The following is a 21,091-nucleotide window of genomic DNA, read 5'->3' on the forward strand; positions in this document are numbered from 1 at the left end:
GTTGGCATCCGGGCTGTATCCGGCGGCCCGCCCCGGCGTCGCCACCGCCCGGGCCGGCACCGGGCTTCCCGTCCGCGTGCAACGTTTCGCGCCGCCCGCGACGTCAAAGAGAGGGAGGGCCGCGCGAAGGGCGCACCGACCGCGCGAGGGGGGCCGGCGTCGGGCCGCTCCGGCGAGCTGACGGAATTCCCGCACATTCTTTCAGTTCGCACACTGTCGACCTTTGCGGGCCATATCCGGCGGCTGTTGCACAGCCGTGACAGTCGCGTGCGAAAAACCGTTCGACCGGCGCTCGGTAAGGGTTAGCATTCCGGAATGGAATCGAAGCCCTCGCCGATAGCGAATTCGTCCGATGCCGTGGCTCCCCGCCCGCCCCGCACCACGCCGCTGCGGTTAGTCCGTCACGGTGCGACCTTCCTGGGGGTGAGCGTGGTGTCGGGCGCGCTGCTGGCAGGGCTCGTCCTGCCCGTCGCCGGTGGCATCGGGCTGGTCGCCAAGGACACCGCGGAGGGCTTCGACGACATCCCCGACGACTTCAAGACCCCGCCGCTCGCCCAGGCCACCCAGATCTTCGACGCCAAGGGCGGCCTGATCGCCAAGGTCTACGAGCGCGACCGCACCGTCATCACCGCCGACCAGATGTCACCGCTCATGCGGCACGCCCAGGTCGACATCGAGGACGCCCGTTTCTACGAGCACGGCGCCGTCGACCTCAAGGGCATCCTGCGCGCGATCAGCAAGAACGCCGAGAGCGGCACGAACTCGCAGGGCGCCTCGACGCTCACCCAGCAGTACGTGAAGAACGTCAACGTGGAGAAGGCCGGCGACGACACGGACGCCGTGCAGGAGGCCCAGCGCAAGACCCTGGGGCGCAAGATCCAGGAGCTGAAGATCGCGATCAAGTTGGACAAGGAGCTGAGCAAGGACCAGATCCTCACCAACTACCTCAACATCACGTACTACGGGAACGGCGCATACGGCGTGGAGGCCGCCTCCCAGCGCTACTTCGGCAAGAGCAACAAGGACCTGACCGTCGCCGAGGCCGCCACCCTCGCCGGGCTGGTGCAGAACCCGTCCCAGTACGACCCGAAGCGCTACCCCGACAACGCGGTCAAGCGTCGCAACGTCGTCATCGACAAGATGCTGGAGAACAAGCACCTCACCGCCGACCAGGCGAAGGAGGCGAAGGCCGCCCCGCTGGGCCTCAACTACCGCGAGCCGCGCAACGGTTGCATCACCGCCACGGCCGGCATGGGCTTCTTCTGCGACTACGTGCGCCACGTGGTCAAGCAGGACCCGGCCTTCGGCAAGAGCGCCGAGGAGCGCAAGAAGCTCTGGAACACCGGCGGCCTGAACATCTACACCACGCTCGACCCGGACAAGCAGGCCGCCGCCCAGAGCGCGGTGAGCAGCAAGGTGAGGGTGACCGACACCGTGTCCGCCGCCGCCACCATGGTCGAGCCCGGCACCGGCAAGATCCTCGCCATGGCCCAGACCCGCCCGTACGGTCTGGCGACGGAGAAGAACCAGACCGTGGTCAACCTCAACGTCGACGCCTCGATGGGCGGCGGCAACGGCTTCCAGCCGGGATCGACCTTCAAGCCGATCGTCGCCGCCGCCGCGCTCGAGGCGGGGCTGCCGGCGGTGCAGGAGTACTCGGCCCCGAACTCCCTCGAGTACCCGACGATGAAGACCTGTGAGGGGACCTGGCGCAACGACGCCCGGCCCAGGACGGTCGTGCCCAACGAATCCGCCGGCGAGAAGGGCCCGTACCAGCTCAAGGAGGCCATGGCCCGCTCGGTCAACACCTACTTCGTGCAGATGGAGCAGGAGATCGGTCTCTGCGCCGTCAAGCAGATGGCCAACAAACTCGGCATCACCGCCAAGGCCAGCGGCAAGCCGCTGGAGGAGGTCCCCGCGATGGCCCTGGGCGTGGAGGAGGTCAGCCCGCTGACCATGGCCAACGTCTACGCGACCTTCGCCGCCGGAGGCACGCACTGCAGCCCGCTCGCCATCAACAAGATCACCACCGTGGAGGGCAAGGACGTTCCCGTCCCGGCCGGTCACTGCGAGAAGGTGTTCTCCGACGAGACGGCACGGGCGCTGAACACCGTCCTGAACGGCGTGACCGAGAAGGGCACCGGCAAGGACCTCGGCCTGGACGACGGCCGGCAGATCGCCGGCAAGACCGGCACCTCGGACCACAAGCGGGCCGCCTGGTTCAGCGGCTACACCCCGCAGCTGGCCACCTCCGTCTGGCTCGGCGGCCCGGCCGGCGGCGTCGAGATGCGCGACATCACCATCAACGGGAAGTACCACGGCGAGGTGTTCGGCGCGGACGGCCCCGGGCCGATCTGGCGGGACGCCATGAGCCAGGCCCTGCGCGGCACGCCCGAGAAGTCCCTGCCGATGGCCGACATCCCCGACCCGGCCCCCAAGCCCGACCCGAACGCCACCGGCACCGGCACCGCCACCGGGCCCGGCACGGCCAAGCCGAACCCGGCCCCGTCCGGCTCGCCGCGCTGACCGCCGACACCGAGCCCGTCCCCCACCCGACCCGCCGAGCCACCGCCCGGCGGGTCGGTCGGCTTTCCCCGCCGATCCGCTGGGGCCGCACCCCCCGAACGGCGGGTGGCAATTCCGGCATCAGGGCCGCAATCAGGCGGGCCCACATGAAATGTCGTGAATTCAACTACAGAATGCGGGAATCCGTGCGGAGAAACGCGGAGAACCCCGCCGACAAGAGCCGCCGTGAGATCCACCTCACGCCTTCCCCCGTCTTCCGCCGGAGACAGGGCGCTGACCAGGCCTCAGATCGTGTCCACACCGTTCTGACGACCGCTCACCCTGGATCCCAAGGTGTACTCGGGTGCTAGCCTTGCTTCCTGCGAGCGAGAGGCCCCACCACTCCCGAGATCGCATCAGCTGACGAACCGTCCGCGCGCCTCCGGCTTACGGTGCGCCCGCTCGGTCCGTTTTCCCACCCGTGGCCTGCCGGGTCGCAGCGGAATCGAATTCCGCCGACCGCCGGCCCAACGATCGCCTCCGACCCATCGGGCGAAGTCGCGTCCCCACGCGACCTCGCTCGGCCTCGCATGCCTCAAAGCAGGAATTGATGCCCGTTCACTCGATAGCGGAGCTCGTACGCTTCGCGCGCCGCAACTCGCCCTTCTACGCCGATCTGTACGCCGGACTACCGGACGGGACGGCGCGGCTGACCGATCTCCCGGTCGTCCCGCAGTCCGAGTTCTGGCAGGCCAACACGCCTCGCGGCAACCGGCTGCTGACCGGACCGCTGGAGGAGGCGGTCGTCTTCAAGAGCGGTGGCACCACCGGCTCGCCGAAGTTCTCGTTCTACAGCCGGGAGGAATGGCGGGAGTTCACCACGTCGTTCGGCGCCGGGCTGGTCGACGCCGGGCTGCGCCCGGGGCACCGGGTCGCCGATCTCTTCTACGCGGGCGACCTGTACGCCAGCTACACCTTCGTCCTCGACGCGCTGCACCGCTCCCCCGTCTCCAACGTCCGGCTGCCGATCGGCGGGGCGGCGCCCCTGGACTCGACCGCGCGGACCCTGGAGCAGTTCCGGGTCGAGGTGGTGGCCGGCACCCCGACGACGCTGTGCGCACTGGCCGACCACCTGCTGGCCTCCGGACGCGAACTCCCCTCCGTCGAGCTGCTGTTGTTCGGCGGCGAGGGCCTCTATCGGGACCAGCAGCCGCTGTTGCGCGCGGTGTTCCCCAACGCCCGTGTCTCGTCCATCGGTTACGCCGCCGTCGATGCCGGTCTGCTCGGCCGGCCCGTACCGGGGCCGGACACCCGGGTGCACCGGGCGTTCACCCCGGAGACGGTGGTGGAGATCCTCGACGACCACACCGGCGAGCCGGTCCGCGCCGAGGGCGTACCCGGCCGGGTCGTGGTGACCGACCTGCGGCGACGGCTGATGCCCGTGCTGCGCTACCCCGTCGGGGACCGCGCGGAATGGACCGACGTCGCCGCCGGGCGGTTCCGCATCCTCGGCCGGGCCCAGGAGGGCGTGCGGGTGGGGCCGGTGTCGCTGTACACCGAGGACGTGCTCGACCTCGTCCGGGCCGCCGACCCGGCCGGCCGGGTGACCGGCGTCCAGCTGGTGGTTCGCCGCTGGGAGGGCCGGGACGGGCTGGTCCTGCGGCTGGCCTGCGACGGGAACCCGGCCGGGCTCCCCGAGCTGGCCGACGCCGTCACGACCGGCGTCCACACGGCACGGCCGCTGTACCCGGAGGCGGTCGCCGCCGCCCACGTCCACCCGCTGTCCGTCACGTGGGTGCGCCCGCACGAGCTCGCCGTCAACGCGCGGACCGGCAAGCTGATCCGGGTCCTCGACGAACGGCCGCACGCGTGACGGCGGCCCAGGCGGCCGCCCACCGCCTGCCGCTCGTCCTGCGCAACCGGCGCTTCGCCGCCGTCTGGGGCGCGCAGGTGCTCACCCAGGCCGCCGGGCGGATGTTCCAGGTCGGTGCGGTGTGGTGGCTGGTCGGCTACGCCGCGGGCCCGGACGGCGGCCTCGCCTCGGGCGCCTTCCTCGCCGTCAGCACGCTGCCCGCGGTCGCGCTGGCGCCGCTGGTGGCCTCGCTGATCGCCCGCCACCCGCACCGCACGGTGCTGGGCCTCTCCGCCGCCGTCGCCGGTCTGATCGCCCTCGGCACCGCCGGCTGGACGTACGCCGCGACGCCCCCGATGGCCGTCACGTACGGTGCCGCCCTGGTACTGGCCGGCTGCCAGGCGGTCTTCGACCCGTGCCTGACCACCTCCGTTCCCGACCTGGTCGAGGACGCCGACATCGAGGCCGCCACCGGCTTCGAACTCGCCACCCAGTCGCTGGCCGGCCTCGCCGGCGGGCTGCTGGGCCCGCTGGTGGTCGACGCCGCGGGCCTCGCCGGCATCGTCGCCGGCAGCGCCGGCGGGTACCTGCTGGCGGCCGCCCTGATCGCCGCGACCCCGTTCCCGGCCGCCCCGGGCACCCCGGGCACCCCGTCCGCGGGCGGCGGCGGCGGCGGTGGCGGTGAGGCACCCGCCGCCCGCCGACCGCTGCGCCGCATCCTGGCCGAACTGCCGTTCGTCCGCCGCGTGCTCCTCTGCTTCACCGCGGCGAACGTGTTCACCACCGCGGTGTTCGTGGTGATGCCGCTGTACACCCGGACGGTGCTGCACGCGGACGGCTCGACCGTCGCGGCCCTGGAGGCGGCCCTCGGCGCCGGCACACTCGTCGGCTCCTTCACGGGCGGCCGGCTCCCGGGCGCGCCCACGGTGGTCGGCGCCGGATGCCTGGGCCTGATGGCCGCCGCGCTCGGCCTGCCCGGCCTGGCCGCCGGAGCGGCCCCGGCCGTCGGCTCGATGACGGTCGCCGGCTGGTGCGTGGGCGTGATCGGCGTGCGGTTCGTCGCGCTGTTCCAGCGGCTGGTGCCGACCGAGGACCGGCCCGGTTTCTTCGCGGTCATGCAGGCGTTGCTCGGCGCGACCTTCCCGGTGTCCTCGGTCGTGTTCGGCCTGCTCGGCGACCACCTCTCGCCGCGCACGCTGTGCCTGGTCCAGGCCCTCGGCGTGCTGCCGGTCGCCGCCGCGCTGTGGTGGACCGGCCGGGGTGCAGCCGCGGCGGCCCCACCGGAGGACCCGGCCACGGCCGCGCGACCGAGCGGGGCCGCGCGATGACCGTCACGATCGCCCCCGCGGCGCCGCAGGACGTCGCGCAGCTGCGCCAGCTCTACTTCGACGTCTACGGCCACGGCTACCCCGTCCCGCTCGGCAGCGACCCCGCGGAGATGCGCCGCCTGATCGACGACCCGCACACGCACTGGTTGACCGCACGCCACGAGGGCGCCGGCCGGCTGGCCGGGTCGGTGGCGGTGCAGACCGACCCCGGCGGCCGGATCGGCAAGCTGGTGGGCCTGGCGGTCCACCCGGAGCAGCGGGGCGGCGGCCTCGCCGCACGGCTGACCGCCTCCGTCTGCGCGGACGCCTTCGCCACCGGCACGCTGGACTCGGTCTACGCGACCGTCCGCGTGGTCACCCCCGGCCCCCAGCAGGTCTTCGCCCGCAACGGCTTCCAGGCCCTCGGCCTGATGCCGAACGCCGTCGAGGTGGCCGGGTGCGAGAGCCTCGCCCTGTTCGCCCGGTACGCCGACGGCGTCCTGGCCCGGCGGGAGAACGTCGGCGCGGTGCCCCGGGCCCTGGTTCCGCTGCTGGACGCGGCCTGGCAGAGCACCGGCGTCGACTACGGCCGCCCCCGCCGCACGGACGCCCCCGCGCCGGCCGCCGACCGGAGCGCGCCGGTGACCGCGCCGATGGAGCTGATCACCGCGCCCGGCTTCGTCCGCCGCCGCTTCCTCGAGCTCCTCCCCGATCCGGGCGAGCGGTTCTTTCCGCTGCACGTCCCGAACACCGTGCTCACGCCGCCGGACGGAGCGTTCGAGGCGTACGCCGACCTGGACCGGGCCGCGGCGAGCTGCTCGCTGATCGCGGTGCACCCGTCCCCGGCGGCCGTCGCCGGGGCGCTGGAGCCCCTGATGGCGGCCGTCACCCGCGCGGGTGCCGACTACGTCGAGACACTGCTGCCGCTGGCCGACACCGCCGGGCTCGACGCCTTCCTGGCCGCCGGGTTCATCCCGAGCGCCGTCTACCCGGCGATGCGCCGCATCGGCGACCGGTTCCACGACTACGTGCTGCTGTCCCGCACCAGCCGTCAGATCGACTTCCGGGCCGCGGCCGTCAGCGGCCGGCTCCAGCCGTACCTGCTGGCCTACCTGACGGCCTGGACATCGACCTACCTACCCCTTCCCGAGGTTTCCCCGTGACCGTCCGTACCGAGACCGCCCGTCCCGTGACTGCCCCTACCGTGAACGCCCATCCCCTGAACGCCCACCTCGCGCCGGTCGGCGTTCCCGACCCGGCCGCACTCGCGCACGTCCAGCGGCTCTGCGACCTGACCGACCCGTACGCGGCCGGGCCGGAGGCCGACGCCCTGTTCGCCGCCGCGATGGCCGAGACCAACGCGTGGCACGCGCAGCGCTCGCCGTTCCTCCGCTCGCTGCTGGACGGCCCGGTGGAGACCCCGGCGCCGACCGTCGGCGAGGGGGTCCGCACGCCCCTGGTGCACGCCAACTTCTTCAAGCGGCACGAGGTGCTCTCCATCCCCCGGGAGGAGGTGTTCCTCCACCTCACCTCCTCCGGCACCACCGGCCAGAAGTCGCAGATGTTCTTCGACACCTGGACGATCCGCTCCGCGCAGCGCATGGTGGCCCGCATCTTCGACCACTACGGCTGGATCACGCCCGACCAGCCCGTCAACTACCTGCTGTACAGCTACGAGCCCGCCCCGCAGCTCAAGCTCGGCACCTCGTTCACCGACAACTACCTCTGCGACTTCGCCCCGGCGAACCACACCACCCACGCCCTGCGGCACACCGGCAGCGGCCACGAGTTCGACGTCCACGGCTGCATCGAGGCGCTGCGGCGGTACGCCGAGGACGGGCTGCCGGTGCGGATCCTGGGCTTCCCCGCGTTCCTGCACTTCACCCTGGAGCGGATGCGCGCCCTCGGCCTGCCGCCGCTCCAGCTGCCGCCCGGCTCCCTGGTCCTGCTCGGCGGCGGCTGGAAGGGGCACACCGACCGGCAGATCGGCAAGGAGCAGTTCTACGCCGGGGTCACGGAGCAGCTGGGCATCCCCTCGGACCGCATCCGCGACACCTTCGGCTCGGTCGAGCACTGCGTGCCGTACATCGAGTGCGGACACCACCGCCTGCACGTCCCGGTCTGGTCGCGGGCGGCGGTGCGGGACCCCCGCACCCTGGAGCCGCTGCCGTACGGCGCACGCGGCTTCCTCCACCTCGTCTCCCCGTACATCACCTCGGTGCCGGCCCAGAGCGTCGTCATGGGCGACCTCGCCTCGCTGCACCCCGCGGGGGAATGCCCCTGCCCGCTGCCCACTCCGTGGTTCACCGTCCACGGCCGCGCCGGGGTCAGCCGGAACCGCACCTGCGCGGCGGCCGCCGCCGAACTCCTGAAGGGAATGTCGTGAACCCCGAACTCGCGAGCACCGCGCCCCACTTCTGGCAGGGCTCGTTCATCGACGACGACGAGGCCGCCCGGCGTCTCGCCGAGCTGCCCGACCTCGCCGCCCGGACCCTGGCCGAACCCCTGCCCACCGAACTGGTGCTGAGCGCCTGCCAACACCTCGCCGACGCCCTCGGCGCGCCGGGCGACCCGGTCCGCGCCCGTCTCCTCGCCGAACTCACCGGTGGCGGCGTCGACCCCGACGAGGCGGCGGCGACGCTCGCCGAGATCGCCGGTGCGATCGCCCGCCCGGCCCTGGAACGCAAGCTGCGCAGCGAACTCGGCGGACTGCGCCCCGAGCGGCTCACCCGGCCCGACGCGCGGGAGACCACCTTCGAGGCGTGGGCGCCGGTCGGGCTCCTGGTCCACATCGCCCCCGGCAACGCCGCCGCCGTGGCCCCGCTGAGCGTGATCGAGGGCCTGCTCACCGGTAACCTCAACGTGCTGAAGACCAGCAGCGCCGACACGCCGCTCGCCCAGCACCTGCTCGCCGAGCTGGCCGCCGCCGACCCGACCGGCGCCCTGGCCCGCCGGATCGTCGCGCTCCGCTTCCCCTCCGCCCGCACCGCGTGGCTGCGGCTGATGTGCGAGGCCGCCGACGCGGTGGCGGTCTGGGGCGGCGAGGACGCCGTCCGCGCGGTCTCCGAACTGGTCCCGGCCGGCTGCCGCCTGGTCGAGTGGGGGCACCGGGTCTCCTTCGCCTACCTGACCCGTGACGCCTGGTCGGACCGGGTGACCCTGGACGCGCTCGCCGCCGACGTCTGCCGCTTCGAACAGCAGGCCTGCTCCAGCCCCCAGGTGGTCTACCTCGACACCGAGGACGACGAGGAGGTCTTCGCGTTCGCCGAGCGCTTCGCGGCCCACCTCGCCGACGCCTCCGCCGAGCTGCCCCGGCCCGAGCTCGAACCGGCCGAGCACGCCGAGATCACCACCACCGAACTGGTCGCCCGGCTGGAGGAGCACCTCGGCCTCACCAGGGTCCTGGCCGCCGAGGACGGCTCCTGGCGCGTCCTCGCCGACACCCGGCCCGCCCTGGCCGCCTCGCCCCTCCACCGCAGCGTCTGGGTCAAGCCGCTGCCCCGCGCCCGCGTCATGCCCGTACTGCGCCCGATGCGCCGGTACCTGCAGACCGCCGCGATCGCCGGCAGCCGAGCCGACGTCGCCCGGCTGTCGCAGGCCGTGCTCGCCGCCGGCGTGCTGCGGGTCACCCCGGTCGGCGGGATGCTCGACGGCTACCACGGCGAGCCCCACGACGGCGTCTACGCGCTCCAGCGCTACAGCCGCCGCGTCAGCGTCCGGACGGACCGCGCCTTCGCCACCACCGCCTGCCTGGACGACCTGGCGGCCCCGGCCTTCGTCCCCGCCGCGCCGAGCGGCCCGCTGCTGGACAAGGCCGGGGTGCAGGAGCAGCTGCGCACCCTCGCCCCGGAGCACGCCCACCTCCACTTCCGCAGCGGCGGCAGCACCGGGGCCCCGGCCCTGTCGGTGTTCACCAACGCCGACTACGACACCCAGATGCGGGCCTGCGCCGACGGCCTGCTCGCCGCCGGGTTCGATCCGGCCCGGGACCGCGCCGCCAACCTCTTCTACTGCGGCGGCATGTACGGAAGCTTCATCAGCTTCTTCTCGATCCTGGAACGCCTCAACGCCACCCAGCTCCCGATCGCCGCCGGCCCCGACCACACCGCCACCGCCGAGGCGCTGGTGACGAACGGGGCGGACACCGTGTTCGGCATGCCCTCCTACCTCTGGCAGCTGTTCCACGCCCGGGCCGACCAGCTGCGCGCCTACGGCGGGATCAGGAAGGTGTTCTACGGCGGCGAGCACTTCACGGCCGAGCAACGCCGGGTGCTCACCGAGGAGTTCGGCGTCGAGGTGATCCGCTCGGCCGCGTACGGCAGCACCGACCTGGGGCCGCTCGGCTACCAGTGCACCCACGCCGAGGGATCGGTCCACCACGTCCTGACCGACCTGCACACCCTGGAGATCCTGGCCCCGGAGGCCGACCGACCGGTGCCCGCCGGGCAGCCGGGCCGCCTGGTCTTCACCAGCCGCACCCGGGCCGGGCAGCGCCTGGAGCGGTACCAGATCGGCGACCTCGGCCGCGCGGTCGAGGGCGTCTGCCCCTGCGGCAGCCACACCCCGCGCCTCGAACTCCTCGGCCGGTACGGGGACGTCGTCCGGGTCGCCACGTACTTCCTCAACGTCCGGCGCTTCGTCGCGGTGGCCCAGGAGGAGTTCGGCTACCAGGGAGAGCTGCAGCTGGTCCTGGACGCGGGTGAGGGCCGCGAGCGGGCCGTCGTCCGGCTCGACGGACGGTACGCACAGGACGGGCCGGCGGCCCGCGCCGCCTTCCTGACCGCCATCCCGGAGCTGGGCTCGGCCGTGGACGAGGAGCTGCTCGACTTCAGGGTCGAGACCGTCGACTCCGGGGCGTTCGAACGGACGCCCACCAGCGGCAAGCTCCGGACGGTGATCGACCGGCGGCGGACCACGATGTGATGCCGCCACCGCCCGGCCGGGGCTGGGGCTGGGGCCGGGACACCCCGGCCCCGGCCGGGCGACCGTCTCGTCGGGTGACCTCGGGGCGTGGGTGCCGGGTCGGCCGGCCGATCGCTCGCATAGTCGGAATCCACGTCATATTCACCGATCGTGGGACGAGCCGATGATGCGATTGCCATGCCGAGAGATCCTCACCGCCGCCACCGCCCTGCTGCTCCCCCTCACGGGATGCGGGGCACCGCAGGCACGGCAGGCCGTGCCGTCGCCACCGCGGGAGCCGAGCTCCGCGGCCACTCCCGCCCCGGCGGGACCGCGGGCGTTCACCCTGGTCGCCACCGGGGACGTCCTGCCGCACACCGAGATCATCCAGCAGGCCAAGGAGGACGCCGGGGGCAGCGGCTACGACTTCACCCGGATGCTCGCCGGCGTCAAACCGGTCATCGGTGCCGCCGACCTGGCCATCTGCCACATGGAGACGGTGTACGGCGCGGACGGCGGGCCCTTCACCGGCTACCCGTCGTTCAAGTCGCCCCCGCAGGTCGCCCGGGCGCTCAAGGACGCCGGATACACCTCCTGCGACACCGCCTCCAACCACACGCTCGACGACGGGCCGGACGGCATCCGGCGCACGCTCGACGCCATGGACGCCGTCGGCCTGTTGCACACCGGCTCCGCGCGCAGCGCCGACGAGGCGGGCCGCCCCGCACTGCTCACGGCGGGTGGCGCCACCGTGGCCCAACTCGCCTACACCTACGGCACCAACGGCATCCCGCTGCCGAAAGGGCAGCCCTGGGCGGTCAACCTCATCGACCGGGAGCGGATCCTCACCGACGCGCGGGCCGCCCGGGAGCAGGGTGCGGACATCGTGGTGGTCAGCCTCCACTGGGGCACCGAGTGGCAGGACACCCCGGACGAGCAGCAGCTCACGCTCGCTCGTGACCTGGCCGCCGAGCAGAGCCCCGGCCGGCCCGACGTCGATCTGATCCTCGGCACCCACGCCCACATTCCGCAGGCGTACGAGAAGATCAACGACACCTGGACGGTCTACGGCATGGGCGACCAGCTCGCCGGACACATGTTCAACCACACCGGCGCGGAGGACCCCCGCGGCAACTGGAGCTCGATCGCCCGGTTCACCTTCTCGCCACCGACGCGGCCCGGGCAGCGCTGGGCCGTCACCCGGGCCGAGTTCGTCCCGCAGCTGACGGACCTCGGCCCGCCCTACCGAGTCCTCGACCTGACCGAGGCCGTCCGCCGCGATCCCGGCCGCGGCGACTACGCCCGGGCCCTGGACCACATCCGGTCGGTCGTGCTGAGCCGCGGCGGCGCCTCGGCGGGGCTGACCATGGCGCCCTGACCGGGCGGCGCGGACGTACGCGTGCGGATGAGAGGGTGGGCCCGTGAACGAGACGATCATGGCAGCCGCCCGCGAACGAGCCGCCGGGCACCGGCACCGCTTCGACCTCCGCTTCGAGGCCTACTTCGCCGCCCTGCCGGAACGCCTCGACACCCCGCCGCTCAGCCGCTTCACCCCACGCTGCCTGGAACTGCTGCGGGACCTCTCACTGCGCGGCGGCAAGCGGCTGCGGGTCGCCCTCCTGTACGAGGCCGCCCGACTGGTGACCACCGGCCCAGTCCCCGGCCTGGCCGAGGCCGCGCTGAGCATCGAGCTGCTCCAGACGCACGGGCTCGTCCACGACGACATCATCGACGACACGCCCCTGCGCCGCGGCGGCCCCTCCACCTACTACGCCTACCGCCAGGACTTCCCGGAGGCGGACGGCACCGCCCTCGGCCTCGCCGTCCTGGCCGGGGACCTCGCCGCGTTCCTCTCGATGCGGGTCCTGCTGGACGCGGACGTCCCCGCCGAGCTGCGCCAGGCGATGCTGGAGGTGCAGCTGAACGCCGGCGCCGAGACGGTCGCCGGCCAGATCGTCGACCTCGAACGCGACTTCCTCGCGCTCCCGGACGAGGAGTTCCTGCACACCGTCTGCGAGTACAAGTCCACCCGGTACTCCGTGCTCGCCCCGCTGCGACTGGGGCTGCTGGCCGCCGGCGAGGACCTGGCCGCCCACGACGCACGGCTGCGCCGGTACGCGACCCTGGTCGGCATCGGCGGCCAGCTCCGCGACGACTACCTCGACCTGTTCGGCGACGACGACACCACCGGCAAGTCCACCGGCACCGACCTCCGCGCGGGCCGCCGCAGCTACGCCCTGACCGCCCTGCTCGCCGCCGCGGACGAGACGCAGCGGGCCGTGGTGGAGTCCGCGCTCGGCGATCCGCACTGCTCCCCCGACACGGTCGAGCACATCCGCGAGCTGGCCCGGCTGCTGGGCGTGGACGGGAAGCTCCGCTCCGACATGCGCCGCTGCGCCGACGCGGCCCGCACCGAAGCCCAGGGCTGGCGCCCGCACTGGCGCGACGAGGCGGTGTCCTTCTTCGAAGGCCTGCCACTGTCGAACGTGATCCCGGGCGACTGACCGGACACCCCGGACTCTGGCACGCTCCCCGAAGGCCAACTACCGTACACGACAGGCACGTTGGCCCGCAATCAAGTCGCGGTACCAGGCGTACGACGCCCTCGGCGTGCGCCGCTGCGTCGCGAAGTCGACGTGGACGAGGCCGAAGCGCTGACTGAACAGCCCCTCTGCCCATTCGAAGTTGTCGAGGAGGGACCAGGTGTAGTAGCCGCGGACGTCGACCCCCTCGGCGACGGCCCGGGCGAGGGCGTCGAGGTGGGTGGCCAGGTAGTCGATGCGGGGCTGGTCGGGGTCGGTGTCCTCGGTGACGGAGCAGCCGTTCTCGGTGATGGTGATGGGCGGGAGGGTGTTGCCGTACACGTCGCGCAGGTTGAGCAGGAGTCGGCGCAGGGCGTCGGGGACGACGGGCCAGCCGAAGGCGGTGTGGGGGACGTCGGGGATGTCGACGAGGGTGAAGGGCAGGCCGGGTTCGGTGGGGGCGGCGACGCGGGTGGGGTTGTAGAAGTTGAGGCCGAGGCCGTCGAGGCCCGGGGTGCGGATGAGGTCGAGGTCGCCGGGGTGGACGGCGCCGAAGATGTCCTCGGGGACGCCCAGGGCGGAGAGGTCGGGGTAGCGGCCGAGGAGGACGGGGTCGGTGAACAGCCGGTTGTGCAGGGCGTCGTAGGCGGTGGCTGCGGCGAGATCGGCGGGGTCGGAGGAGGCCGGCTCGACGAGGGTGAGGTTGTTGGAGAGCAGCACCTCCAGGCCGCGCTCGTGCAGCACCGAGGCGGCGAGTCCGTGGGCGAGCAGCTGGTGGTGGGCGGCCGGCAGGGCCTCGAACATCAGGGTGCGGCCGGGGGCGTGGATGCCCAGCGCGTAGCCGAAGACGGTGTGCACGAAGGGCTCGTTGAGGGTGATCCAGGCGGGGACGCGGTCCCCGAGCCGGTCGGCGACGAGGGCGGCGTACTCGGCGAAGCGGTACGCGGTGTCGCGGTCGAGCCAGCCGCCGCCCTCCTCCAGGGCCTGCGGCAGGTCCCAGTGGAAGAGGGTGGGCAGCGGGGTGATGCCGGCCCCGAGGAGGGCGTCCACCAGGCGGTCGTAGAAGGCGAGTCCGGCCTCGTTGACCTTGCCCGCACCGGCGGGCTGGATCCGCGACCAGGCGATGGAGAACCGGTAGCCGTCGAGCCCGAGCCCGCGCATCAACTCGACGTCCTCGGCGTACCGGTGGTAGTGGTCGCAGGCCACCGCCCCCGAGTGCCCGTCCCGCACGGCACCGGGCCGGGCGCAGAAGACGTCCCACACGGACGGCCCGCGCCCGTCCTCGTCCACCGCCCCCTCGATCTGGTACGCGGCGGTCGCGGCACCCCAGCGGAAGCCTGCGGGCAGGTCGAGACGGTCCGTCATGACTGCGTCCCCTAACCGTGGAAAACATGAGGGGAACTCATGTTACCGACCGGGGACCGAAACACCAGGGCACCGGGAAACCGGCCGAAGTCGCGGTGCGGCCTTTCGGGTGGTGGGTGGGGGCTGACACGATGGCGCGGGGACTCCGAGTGAGGGAGAGCTGCGGTGGCGACGGTGCGCGTGAGTTCGGCGGTCATGACCCACCCCGTGCGGCTGGAGCAGGCCCGCGAGTTGGCCGCGCGGCTTCGGTTGGACGCTCTGGCGCTCGATCCCGAGCCCGATGGTCCGCCGTGCGCGCTGCGGACGGCGCTGGTCGCCTGGGCGGCGGCGGATCCGGCGGGGAGTCACCATCTGGTCGTCCAGGACGACGTGTCCGCGCCGGAGGAGATGGTGGCGCTGGTCGAGCGGGCGGCCGCGCGGTTCCCCGACGAGGCGCTGGTGTTCTACACCAACTGGCACGCGCGCAACGGCGGTGCGGCCCGGCTGGCCGCGCTCGCGGGCGCGGGCTGGGTGCGGGCCGTGCCCGACGAGTTCACGCCGTCGCTCGCCGTCTGCCTGCCGGTCGACACGGCGGAGGACTTCCGCCGGTTCGCCACCGGCAGCACCGAGCGGCACGACGACGAGCTCTTCTCCGTCTTCTTCCGGGCCCGCGGCCGGATGAGCCTGATCGCCGTGCCCACCGTGGTGGAGCACATCGGCACCAGCAGCATCAACGGCCATGCCACCCAGGGGATCCGGCTCGCCGTCTGCCCGGTGGACGCCGCCGACGCCGGGCCGCTGCTGGAGCGGGGCCGCGTCCTGGAGGAGCCGGGGTGGGTCCCGTACATGCGGTACGGCGAGGGGTACGTCCGGCTCGTCGGCCAGGAGCACGGGCCGGACGGCGGGCGCGGCCATCACCGCTGGCGCGACGCCCTGCCGGCGACCGGGCTCGCGGAGCGGACCGTGCGCGAGGCGGTGGCGGACGCCATGCCGGCGGACCTGGCGGCCGAGGTCGCGGGCCGCTTCGGCCGGGGCTTCGCCGAGGAGCTCTGGATCCACTGCCTGCTGCTCGGCCGGCAGGCGGCCGAGGCCGCCCGCCGGCTGGGCGGCGATCACGGTGTACCGGCGGGCGCCCTCGCCCGGCTGCGGGAGGCGGCGGTGGCCACCGTCGGCCCCGCCGGGCTGCCGCCCGAGCGCCGGCCCGAGGCGGGGCCGGACGAGGTGCGGCTGATGTCCGCGTTCGCGTGGACGGCCGTCAGCGCGGGAGAGCGGCTCCCTCCGGCCTGACCGGATGGGCGATCCACACCCCGGGCTCCCAGTACGAGCCGAGGTCGCGGGCGCGCTCGATCCGCAGCGGGGACAGGCCGCCCGGGAAGACGTAGTCGCCGTCCTCCGGGAAGGCCAGGCCCGTCCAGCTCTCCCACTCGGCGACCGTCCCGGTGATCCGCGACGAGTGCTCCGAGGCCCCGACGACCGTGCCGCCTGCGCCCACCTGGGTACGGATCCACGGGTCGAGCGGGGCCCCGTCCGCCCGCCGCCAGGCCGCGTACCGCTCGATCGGCACCAGGGGGTAGCGGTCCTTCCAGGTGGGGCGCACCGGCACCAGCACCACCGGCAGCCCGGCCCGCCGGGCGACGAGGTGCATCCCGTCGAGGAGCAGCCCGGACAGGCCCTTGCGCTGGTAGTCCTCCGCGACCTCGATGCCCAGCGCGCACAGGGCGCCGGCGGGCCGCCCGGCCGCGCGGTCCGCGAACGCCCGGGCGATGGAGTCGTCCAGGCCGGGGCCGAGGTCGGCGGCCGTGCCGTCCCAGCTGCGCGGCAGCGAGCGCCCGGTGCCGGCCACCTCCTCGCGCACGTCGTCGTACAGGACGAACTGGTACGCGCGGAACTCCTCGAACAGCCGGTTCCAGTAGGTGTCGTTGACGTCGCCGTGCAGGTTGTACTCGGGGACGATGCCGGCGAACCGCTCCGGCATCCGGTCCCACAGCTCGGGGCGCTCCTCGTGGGTGACCACGACCAGGGCCATCAGGCCGTCCTCCGTTCCCGACTTTCCCAATGTTTCCGATGTTTCCGACGTCTCCGACGTTTCCGGTGGACCGACTACGCGGGGACCTCGACGTCCCAGACGATGACGATCGGCAGCCCCTCCCAGGCCGCGCGGGCCGCCTCCGCGATGAACTCCTCGTAGCCGCCGGGCGCGAGGCGGCCGTTGAAGAGCGGCTCGTGGCAGGCCCGGACGCGCAGCCCGGCCGCCGTGAACGCCGCGAGGTAGCGGCCCGGCAGGTGGACGTGGTTGCGGACGAAGGCGAGCCGGTCGGAGCCGTGCACGAAGACGCACTGGCCCTGGAGGGCTATGACGAAGGGATGCAGGTCCGAGACGAGGATCCGCCCGCCGGGGCGCACCACCCGGGCCAGTTCGGCGACGCCGGCCGTCAGGTCCGGCAGGTGGGTCATGGCGAGCGAGCAGACGGCGAGGTCGACGGAGTCGTCGTCGAGCGGCAGTTCCTCCAGGCTGCCGGTCCGGAACTCGGCGGCCGGGGCGCGCTCCTGGGCCTTGGCGAGCATCTCGGGCGACTGGTCCACGCCGATGGTGCGGTGGCCGCGGGAGACCAGGGCGGCGCTCTGGCGGCCGGTGCCGCAGGCGGCGTCGAGGGCGGTCCCGGCCGGGAGGGTGTCGAGGATGCCGTGCAGGACGGGCTCCTCGACCTCGATGTACGAGCTGGGCAGCGAGTCGTAGATCGCCGACCAGGAGGCGTAGCCCTCGGCGAGGCCGAGTTCGCTGACGGCGGCGCCGCCGTCCGGCAACAGCCCGTCGCCCGAAGCGAAACGCCGGATGTCCTCGACGCGTGCGTCGAGGAACTTCTCCTCCCCGTCCATGGCGTGCCGCAGCAGCGCCAGTCCTTCGATTCCCAGGACCAGTTCCCGCACCCGGAATTCACTGCTCATGCGGACTCCTTTTCGACGAACAGCGGAGAGGAATGCACGGCGGCCGGTCGGATGCGGCCGGATTTCGGCCTACCCGGGGCGGCGGAGGAGGATTCTGCCATTTCGCGCGCTGTCCGAAAGGCGGTGCCGGATGGCCGGTTCGGGGCGCCGTTGCCCGGGTTTTCGAAAAAGGCCTAGCATGACCGGCCGAAGCGGCCCGAACACCTGCGCGGAGGCGGAAATGATCGAGGGTTATCTCGGCCGGGAGAGCGTCGTTCCCGGGGGCGAGCTGGCCGTGCACGTGTCCACCGACGCCGCGCGGTTCCGGCTGAGGTTCTACCGGCTGGGAGAGGACGTCGATCCGGTGGCGGAGAGCGGCTGGCTCCCCGGTGCGCTCCACCTGCCGCCCCCGCACCCCGACGGGCTCCCCGGCCGGGCCTCCCCGGCCGACGACTGGGGCTGGCCGGCGCTCACCCTGCCGGTGCCCGGGGACTGGTCGCCCGGGATGCACCTCGTCCAGTTCGTCGCGGAGGGCGAGGACCCTCCGCGGGTCGACGCCGCGAACATCGAGGGCCCGGCCCGGGAGTTCTTCGTCGTCCGGCCGGAGCGGGCCGGCAGCCGCTCCCGGATCCTGTACAAGAAGTCGACCTTCACCCGGCACGCCTACAACCGCTCCGACCGGCCGGGCGAGGAACGCGCCGTCAGCCTCTACGACCACCCGGCGTACCTGCGCGAGGGCACCCGGCGCGGGCACAAGGTGAGCCTGCACCGGCCCGGCGGCGTCATCGACCTCGCCTACTGGGACGCCCCGTTCATCGCCTGGCTGGAACGCCACGGCTACCCGGTCGAATTCTGCACCGATCTCGACCTGCACGAGAATCCCGAACTGCTCTCCGACTACAACCTGCTGCTCAGCGTCGGCCACGACGAATACTGGAGCGAGGCGATGCGCGAGCACGCCGAAGGATTCGTCCGGGCCGGCGGGAACATCGCCTTCCTGAGTGCGAACACCTGTTGGTGGCGGATACACCCGACCGACCGGAACACCGCCTTCGTCTCCGACACCGACCATCACGTGGGCGAGGAATACCCCCATCTCCCCGCCACCGACCAGTGGTGGCCCCCGGCGCCGGACGGCGTGGGCCGCCCGGAGAACTCCCTCACCGGGGTGAGTTTCCGCAACGGCGGAATGTGGGCGAGCACCGAATGGCCCGGGGACCGCCCGCGCGAGGGGTACACCGTGCAGCACGCCGAGCACTGGATCTACGCGGACACCGGGCTGCGGGACGGCGACCGGCTGGGAGCCGGCACCCCGCTCATCGGGTACGAGTGCGACGGCGCCGCCTACGCCCGGGACGCCCGCGGCGTCGCCCGGTCCACCGGCGAGGACGGCACCCCGGCCTCCTTCCTCATCCTCGGCATCCACGTCCTCGAACCGGTCCACGAGGACTTCCACCGCTTCGCGTGGGGCCACTGGAACGGCCCGGCCCGCGAGCCGGGCGTCACCAGCCCGCGCGCCGCCACCATGGGCCTCTACACCGCGGACGGCACCGGCGGCACCGTGTTCACGGCGGGCACCACCGACTGGCCGGTGGTCTGCGGGCGCGAGCAGGACGCGGGCGTCGTCCGGGTCACCCGCAACCTGCTGGACCGGCTGCGGCACCGCCGTCCGCACGGCAGTCCGCACGCCTGAGCAGGTCCCGCAGCCCGCGGATCCGGGCCGCCCCCGCCGGCAGGGGCGGCTCGGCGCCGCGCACCGCCGGGTCCGGCCGGCACAGGTGGACGGGCCGCATCCCGGCGGCGAGCGGGCCGAGCACGTCCGGCGCCCACATGTCGCCGACGAACAGCACGTCCCCGGGCGGCAGGCCGCACCGGTCCAGCAGGGCCCGGTAGATCAGCGGATGCGGCTTGCGCGCCCCCGCCCGGGCCGAGCCGACCACCACGTCTACCACCGCGCCGAGGCCGAGCTCCTCGACGCAGTCCTCCAGGTTCCAGAACCAGTTGGAGCACACGCCGACCAGCAGCCCCCGCTCGCGGAGCTCCCCGAGGACGGGGCGCACGTCCTCGAAGAGCTCCAGCCGGACGGCCTTCATGGCCCGGTCGATCTCCTCGACCAGGCCGGCCAGCTCGCCCGCCGGCACCCCGCAGGCCCGCGCCCGGCGCCGCAGCCGGTCCAACTCCCAGCGGTGGTAGGCGGTTTCGCTGACCGAGTGGGCGGCATGCTGCTCCCCCTCGGCGGGGCCCACCGCCCACTGGTCGCCCCAGCGGGCGCCCTGGACGGCCAGGCCCCGGCGTTCGAAGAGCGTCCGGTGGTCGGGCGGCAGCGGCTCGACCATCCGCACCAGCGTCCCGTAGAAGTCGAGGACGACGGCACGGGTCCGCGGCGGCGGCAGGACGGGCACCGGAGCCGGCCTCAGTACCGGCCGTACCGGCGCGGGAAGTAGTCCTGCAGCGTGCCGTCCCGCTCGATGTCGACGGTCGCGCAGTGCAGACCGCCGCCGAACGGCCCGACCGCCCGGAACGGCACCGGGACGATCTCGAAGCCGTAGGAGGACAGCTGCTCCGCCAGCCGGACCTCCTTCTCCTCGATGCACAGGGTGTTCTCGTCCAGGTTCAGCATGTTCCCGGCGAGCCAGGGGCTGCAGAAGGACAGCTTCGGCGGGTGCTCCCAGCTCGCGGGCTGCACCGCCTCGACGATCTCCCAGTCGTTGCGCCGGAAGAACTCCATCAGCTCGGCGTCCGCGAGCCGCTCGCCGCAGTGCAGCACCAGGCCGGGGCGCAGCGGCACCCAGGTCGCGTCGATGTGCAGCGGGTGGGTGTTGGTGGAGGTGACGGCGTGCACCCGGTGGTCGGGGAAGTGCCGCTTGAGCCACTGGTAGCCGCTGCGGTTGGTGACGAAGGACAGCTGGACGAACAGGTCCTTGCCGAAGCGGGCCACGTCGGCGGCGTCGAACAGGGGCTCGGCCTCGGTCAGCACCAGGTCGTAGTCGCGGACCCGGGCCAGCTGCTCCTCGGTCGACAGGTCGTTGTAGGTGTCCCAGAACCCGGTGTGGTACGAGGCGTCGGTGAGCCGCGGCTTGGGCGCGGCCTCCCAGCGCATGTGCTCGTCGGCCTCGAAGAGGCTCTGCAGGACGGGCCGGTAGCACAGGTACTCGTGCCAGCGGCTGCGGTAGGACATGGTCGCTTCCAGGACTTCGTTGCCGACGGTGAGCAGCAGGTCCCGGGGCGGCATGCAGCCGAACATGGAGTCGTGGGTCCACTCGGGTGTGCTGACCTGCCGGGTGAAGTCGACGGGGGTGGGGCGGTCGACGCGGATGCCGCGGCGGCGCAGCAGGTCGGCGAAGTCGTCGAGCTGCTCCTCGGCCTCGGCGACCATGTCGGACGGCATCGGGCCGTGGGTCCCCAGCGGGAAGCCGTCGTCGGGGTAGTCGCGGCGGACGGCGTGCTCGGGGGCCTGGACCACGGTGCCCTCGGCCCGCCCGACGATCACGTGGCGCAGCGGGTCCCAGCCGTTCCAGGCGTTGACCCGGACCGGCCGGGAGGTGGTGTCGGGGGTCGTCCCGGGCGCGGTCGTCGTCTGCTCGGTCACGTACAAGCCCTTCGATCGGGGTCGTGTGGGTGACGCAGAGGCCCAACCTGGGGGCGCCACCCAGGAGGAGTCAAGGCGTTGGGCCCTCTGCGCGACACCGAACGTCATCTTCCGGCCGAATGTCCGCGCCTCCGCGCGGCGCGGT

15 protein-coding genes are annotated in these 21,091 nt (G+C 73.2%); 10 read left to right on the forward strand and 5 right to left on the reverse strand.

What is annotated here, in order from left to right; translation table 11 throughout:
• The first annotated feature begins 423 nt into the window (after positions 1-423).
• From VM95_RS09645 to VM95_RS09680, 8 genes are all read left to right on the forward strand, one after another.
• Positions 424-2,526: a transglycosylase domain-containing protein gene (locus tag VM95_RS09645; protein ID WP_244178693.1), complete on the forward strand. Its 2,103-nt coding sequence runs from the start codon at positions 424-426 to the stop codon at positions 2,524-2,526.
• Positions 2,527-3,115: 589 nt separating this feature from the next.
• Positions 3,116-4,378: a phenylacetate--CoA ligase family protein gene (locus VM95_RS09650; RefSeq protein WP_045694114.1), complete on the forward strand. Its 1,263-nt coding sequence runs from the start codon at positions 3,116-3,118 to the stop codon at positions 4,376-4,378.
• The gene (locus VM95_RS09655; protein ID WP_045694116.1) at positions 4,375-5,685 is read left to right on the forward strand and encodes an MFS transporter; all 1,311 of its coding nucleotides are present in this window, start codon (positions 4,375-4,377) and stop codon (positions 5,683-5,685) included. The genes VM95_RS09650 and VM95_RS09655 overlap by 4 nt, the downstream gene beginning before the upstream one ends.
• Positions 5,682-6,827: a GNAT family N-acetyltransferase gene (locus tag VM95_RS09660; RefSeq protein WP_045694238.1), complete on the forward strand. Its 1,146-nt coding sequence runs from the start codon at positions 5,682-5,684 to the stop codon at positions 6,825-6,827. The genes VM95_RS09655 and VM95_RS09660 overlap by 4 nt, the downstream gene beginning before the upstream one ends.
• 56 nt (positions 6,828-6,883) lie before the next feature.
• The gene (locus VM95_RS09665) at positions 6,884-8,050 is read left to right on the forward strand and encodes a LuxE/PaaK family acyltransferase (protein WP_045694240.1); all 1,167 of its coding nucleotides are present in this window, start codon (positions 6,884-6,886) and stop codon (positions 8,048-8,050) included.
• Entirely contained in the window at positions 8,047-10,587 is a 2,541-nt protein-coding gene (locus tag VM95_RS09670) for an acyl-CoA reductase (RefSeq protein WP_244178694.1), read from the forward strand. Before VM95_RS09665 ends, VM95_RS09670 begins: the two co-directional genes overlap by 4 nt.
• Before the next feature lie 166 nt (positions 10,588-10,753).
• Complete coding sequence (locus VM95_RS09675; RefSeq protein WP_425265293.1) at positions 10,754-11,944, forward strand: CapA family protein; 1,191 nt, start codon at positions 10,754-10,756, stop codon at positions 11,942-11,944.
• A gap of 58 nt (positions 11,945-12,002) precedes the next feature.
• The gene (locus VM95_RS09680; protein WP_045694246.1) at positions 12,003-13,070 is read left to right on the forward strand and encodes a polyprenyl synthetase family protein; all 1,068 of its coding nucleotides are present in this window, start codon (positions 12,003-12,005) and stop codon (positions 13,068-13,070) included.
• 39 nt (positions 13,071-13,109) lie between these two features.
• On the opposite strand, the gene VM95_RS09685 is transcribed toward VM95_RS09680, so the two are convergent.
• Positions 13,110-14,453: a GH1 family beta-glucosidase gene (locus VM95_RS09685; protein ID WP_045694120.1), complete on the reverse strand. Its 1,344-nt coding sequence runs from the start codon at positions 14,451-14,453 to the stop codon at positions 13,110-13,112.
• Positions 14,454-14,648: 195 nt separating this feature from the next.
• Between VM95_RS09685 and VM95_RS09690 the strand changes: the two genes are divergently transcribed.
• The gene (locus VM95_RS09690) at positions 14,649-15,719 is read left to right on the forward strand and encodes a hypothetical protein (protein WP_052707252.1); all 1,071 of its coding nucleotides are present in this window, start codon (positions 14,649-14,651) and stop codon (positions 15,717-15,719) included.
• Here the strand turns inward: VM95_RS09690 and VM95_RS09695 are convergent.
• Both VM95_RS09695 and VM95_RS09700 read right to left on the reverse strand, forming a co-directional pair.
• Positions 15,688-16,458 (reverse strand): hypothetical protein, encoded by a 771-nt coding sequence (locus VM95_RS09695; RefSeq protein ID WP_045694125.1) that lies wholly within the window; start codon positions 16,456-16,458, stop codon positions 15,688-15,690. The two genes, VM95_RS09690 and VM95_RS09695, sit on opposite strands and share 32 nt — an antisense overlap.
• A 74-nt stretch (positions 16,459-16,532) precedes the next feature.
• Positions 16,533-17,378, reverse strand: a complete 846-nt coding sequence (locus VM95_RS09700; protein WP_045694127.1) for a class I SAM-dependent methyltransferase — start codon at positions 17,376-17,378, stop codon at positions 16,533-16,535.
• 178 nt (positions 17,379-17,556) lie between these two features.
• Between VM95_RS09700 and VM95_RS09705 the strand changes: the two genes are divergently transcribed.
• Positions 17,557-19,050 (forward strand): N,N-dimethylformamidase beta subunit family domain-containing protein, encoded by a 1,494-nt coding sequence (locus tag VM95_RS09705; protein ID WP_244178695.1) that lies wholly within the window; start codon positions 17,557-17,559, stop codon positions 19,048-19,050.
• Here the strand turns inward: VM95_RS09705 and VM95_RS09710 are convergent.
• Both VM95_RS09710 and VM95_RS09715 read right to left on the reverse strand, forming a co-directional pair.
• Positions 18,989-19,759: an HAD family hydrolase gene (locus VM95_RS09710; protein ID WP_244178696.1), complete on the reverse strand. Its 771-nt coding sequence runs from the start codon at positions 19,757-19,759 to the stop codon at positions 18,989-18,991. The genes VM95_RS09705 and VM95_RS09710 overlap by 62 nt on opposite strands.
• An 11-nt stretch (positions 19,760-19,770) precedes the next feature.
• Positions 19,771-20,946, reverse strand: a complete 1,176-nt coding sequence (locus tag VM95_RS09715; protein ID WP_244178697.1) for a serine/threonine protein kinase — start codon at positions 20,944-20,946, stop codon at positions 19,771-19,773.
• Positions 20,947-21,091: the final 145 nt, after the last annotated feature.

The organism is Streptomyces rubellomurinus (assembly GCF_000961885.1).
In the GTDB taxonomy this organism is placed as follows: Bacteria; Actinomycetota; Actinomycetes; order Streptomycetales; family Streptomycetaceae; genus Kitasatospora; species Kitasatospora rubellomurina.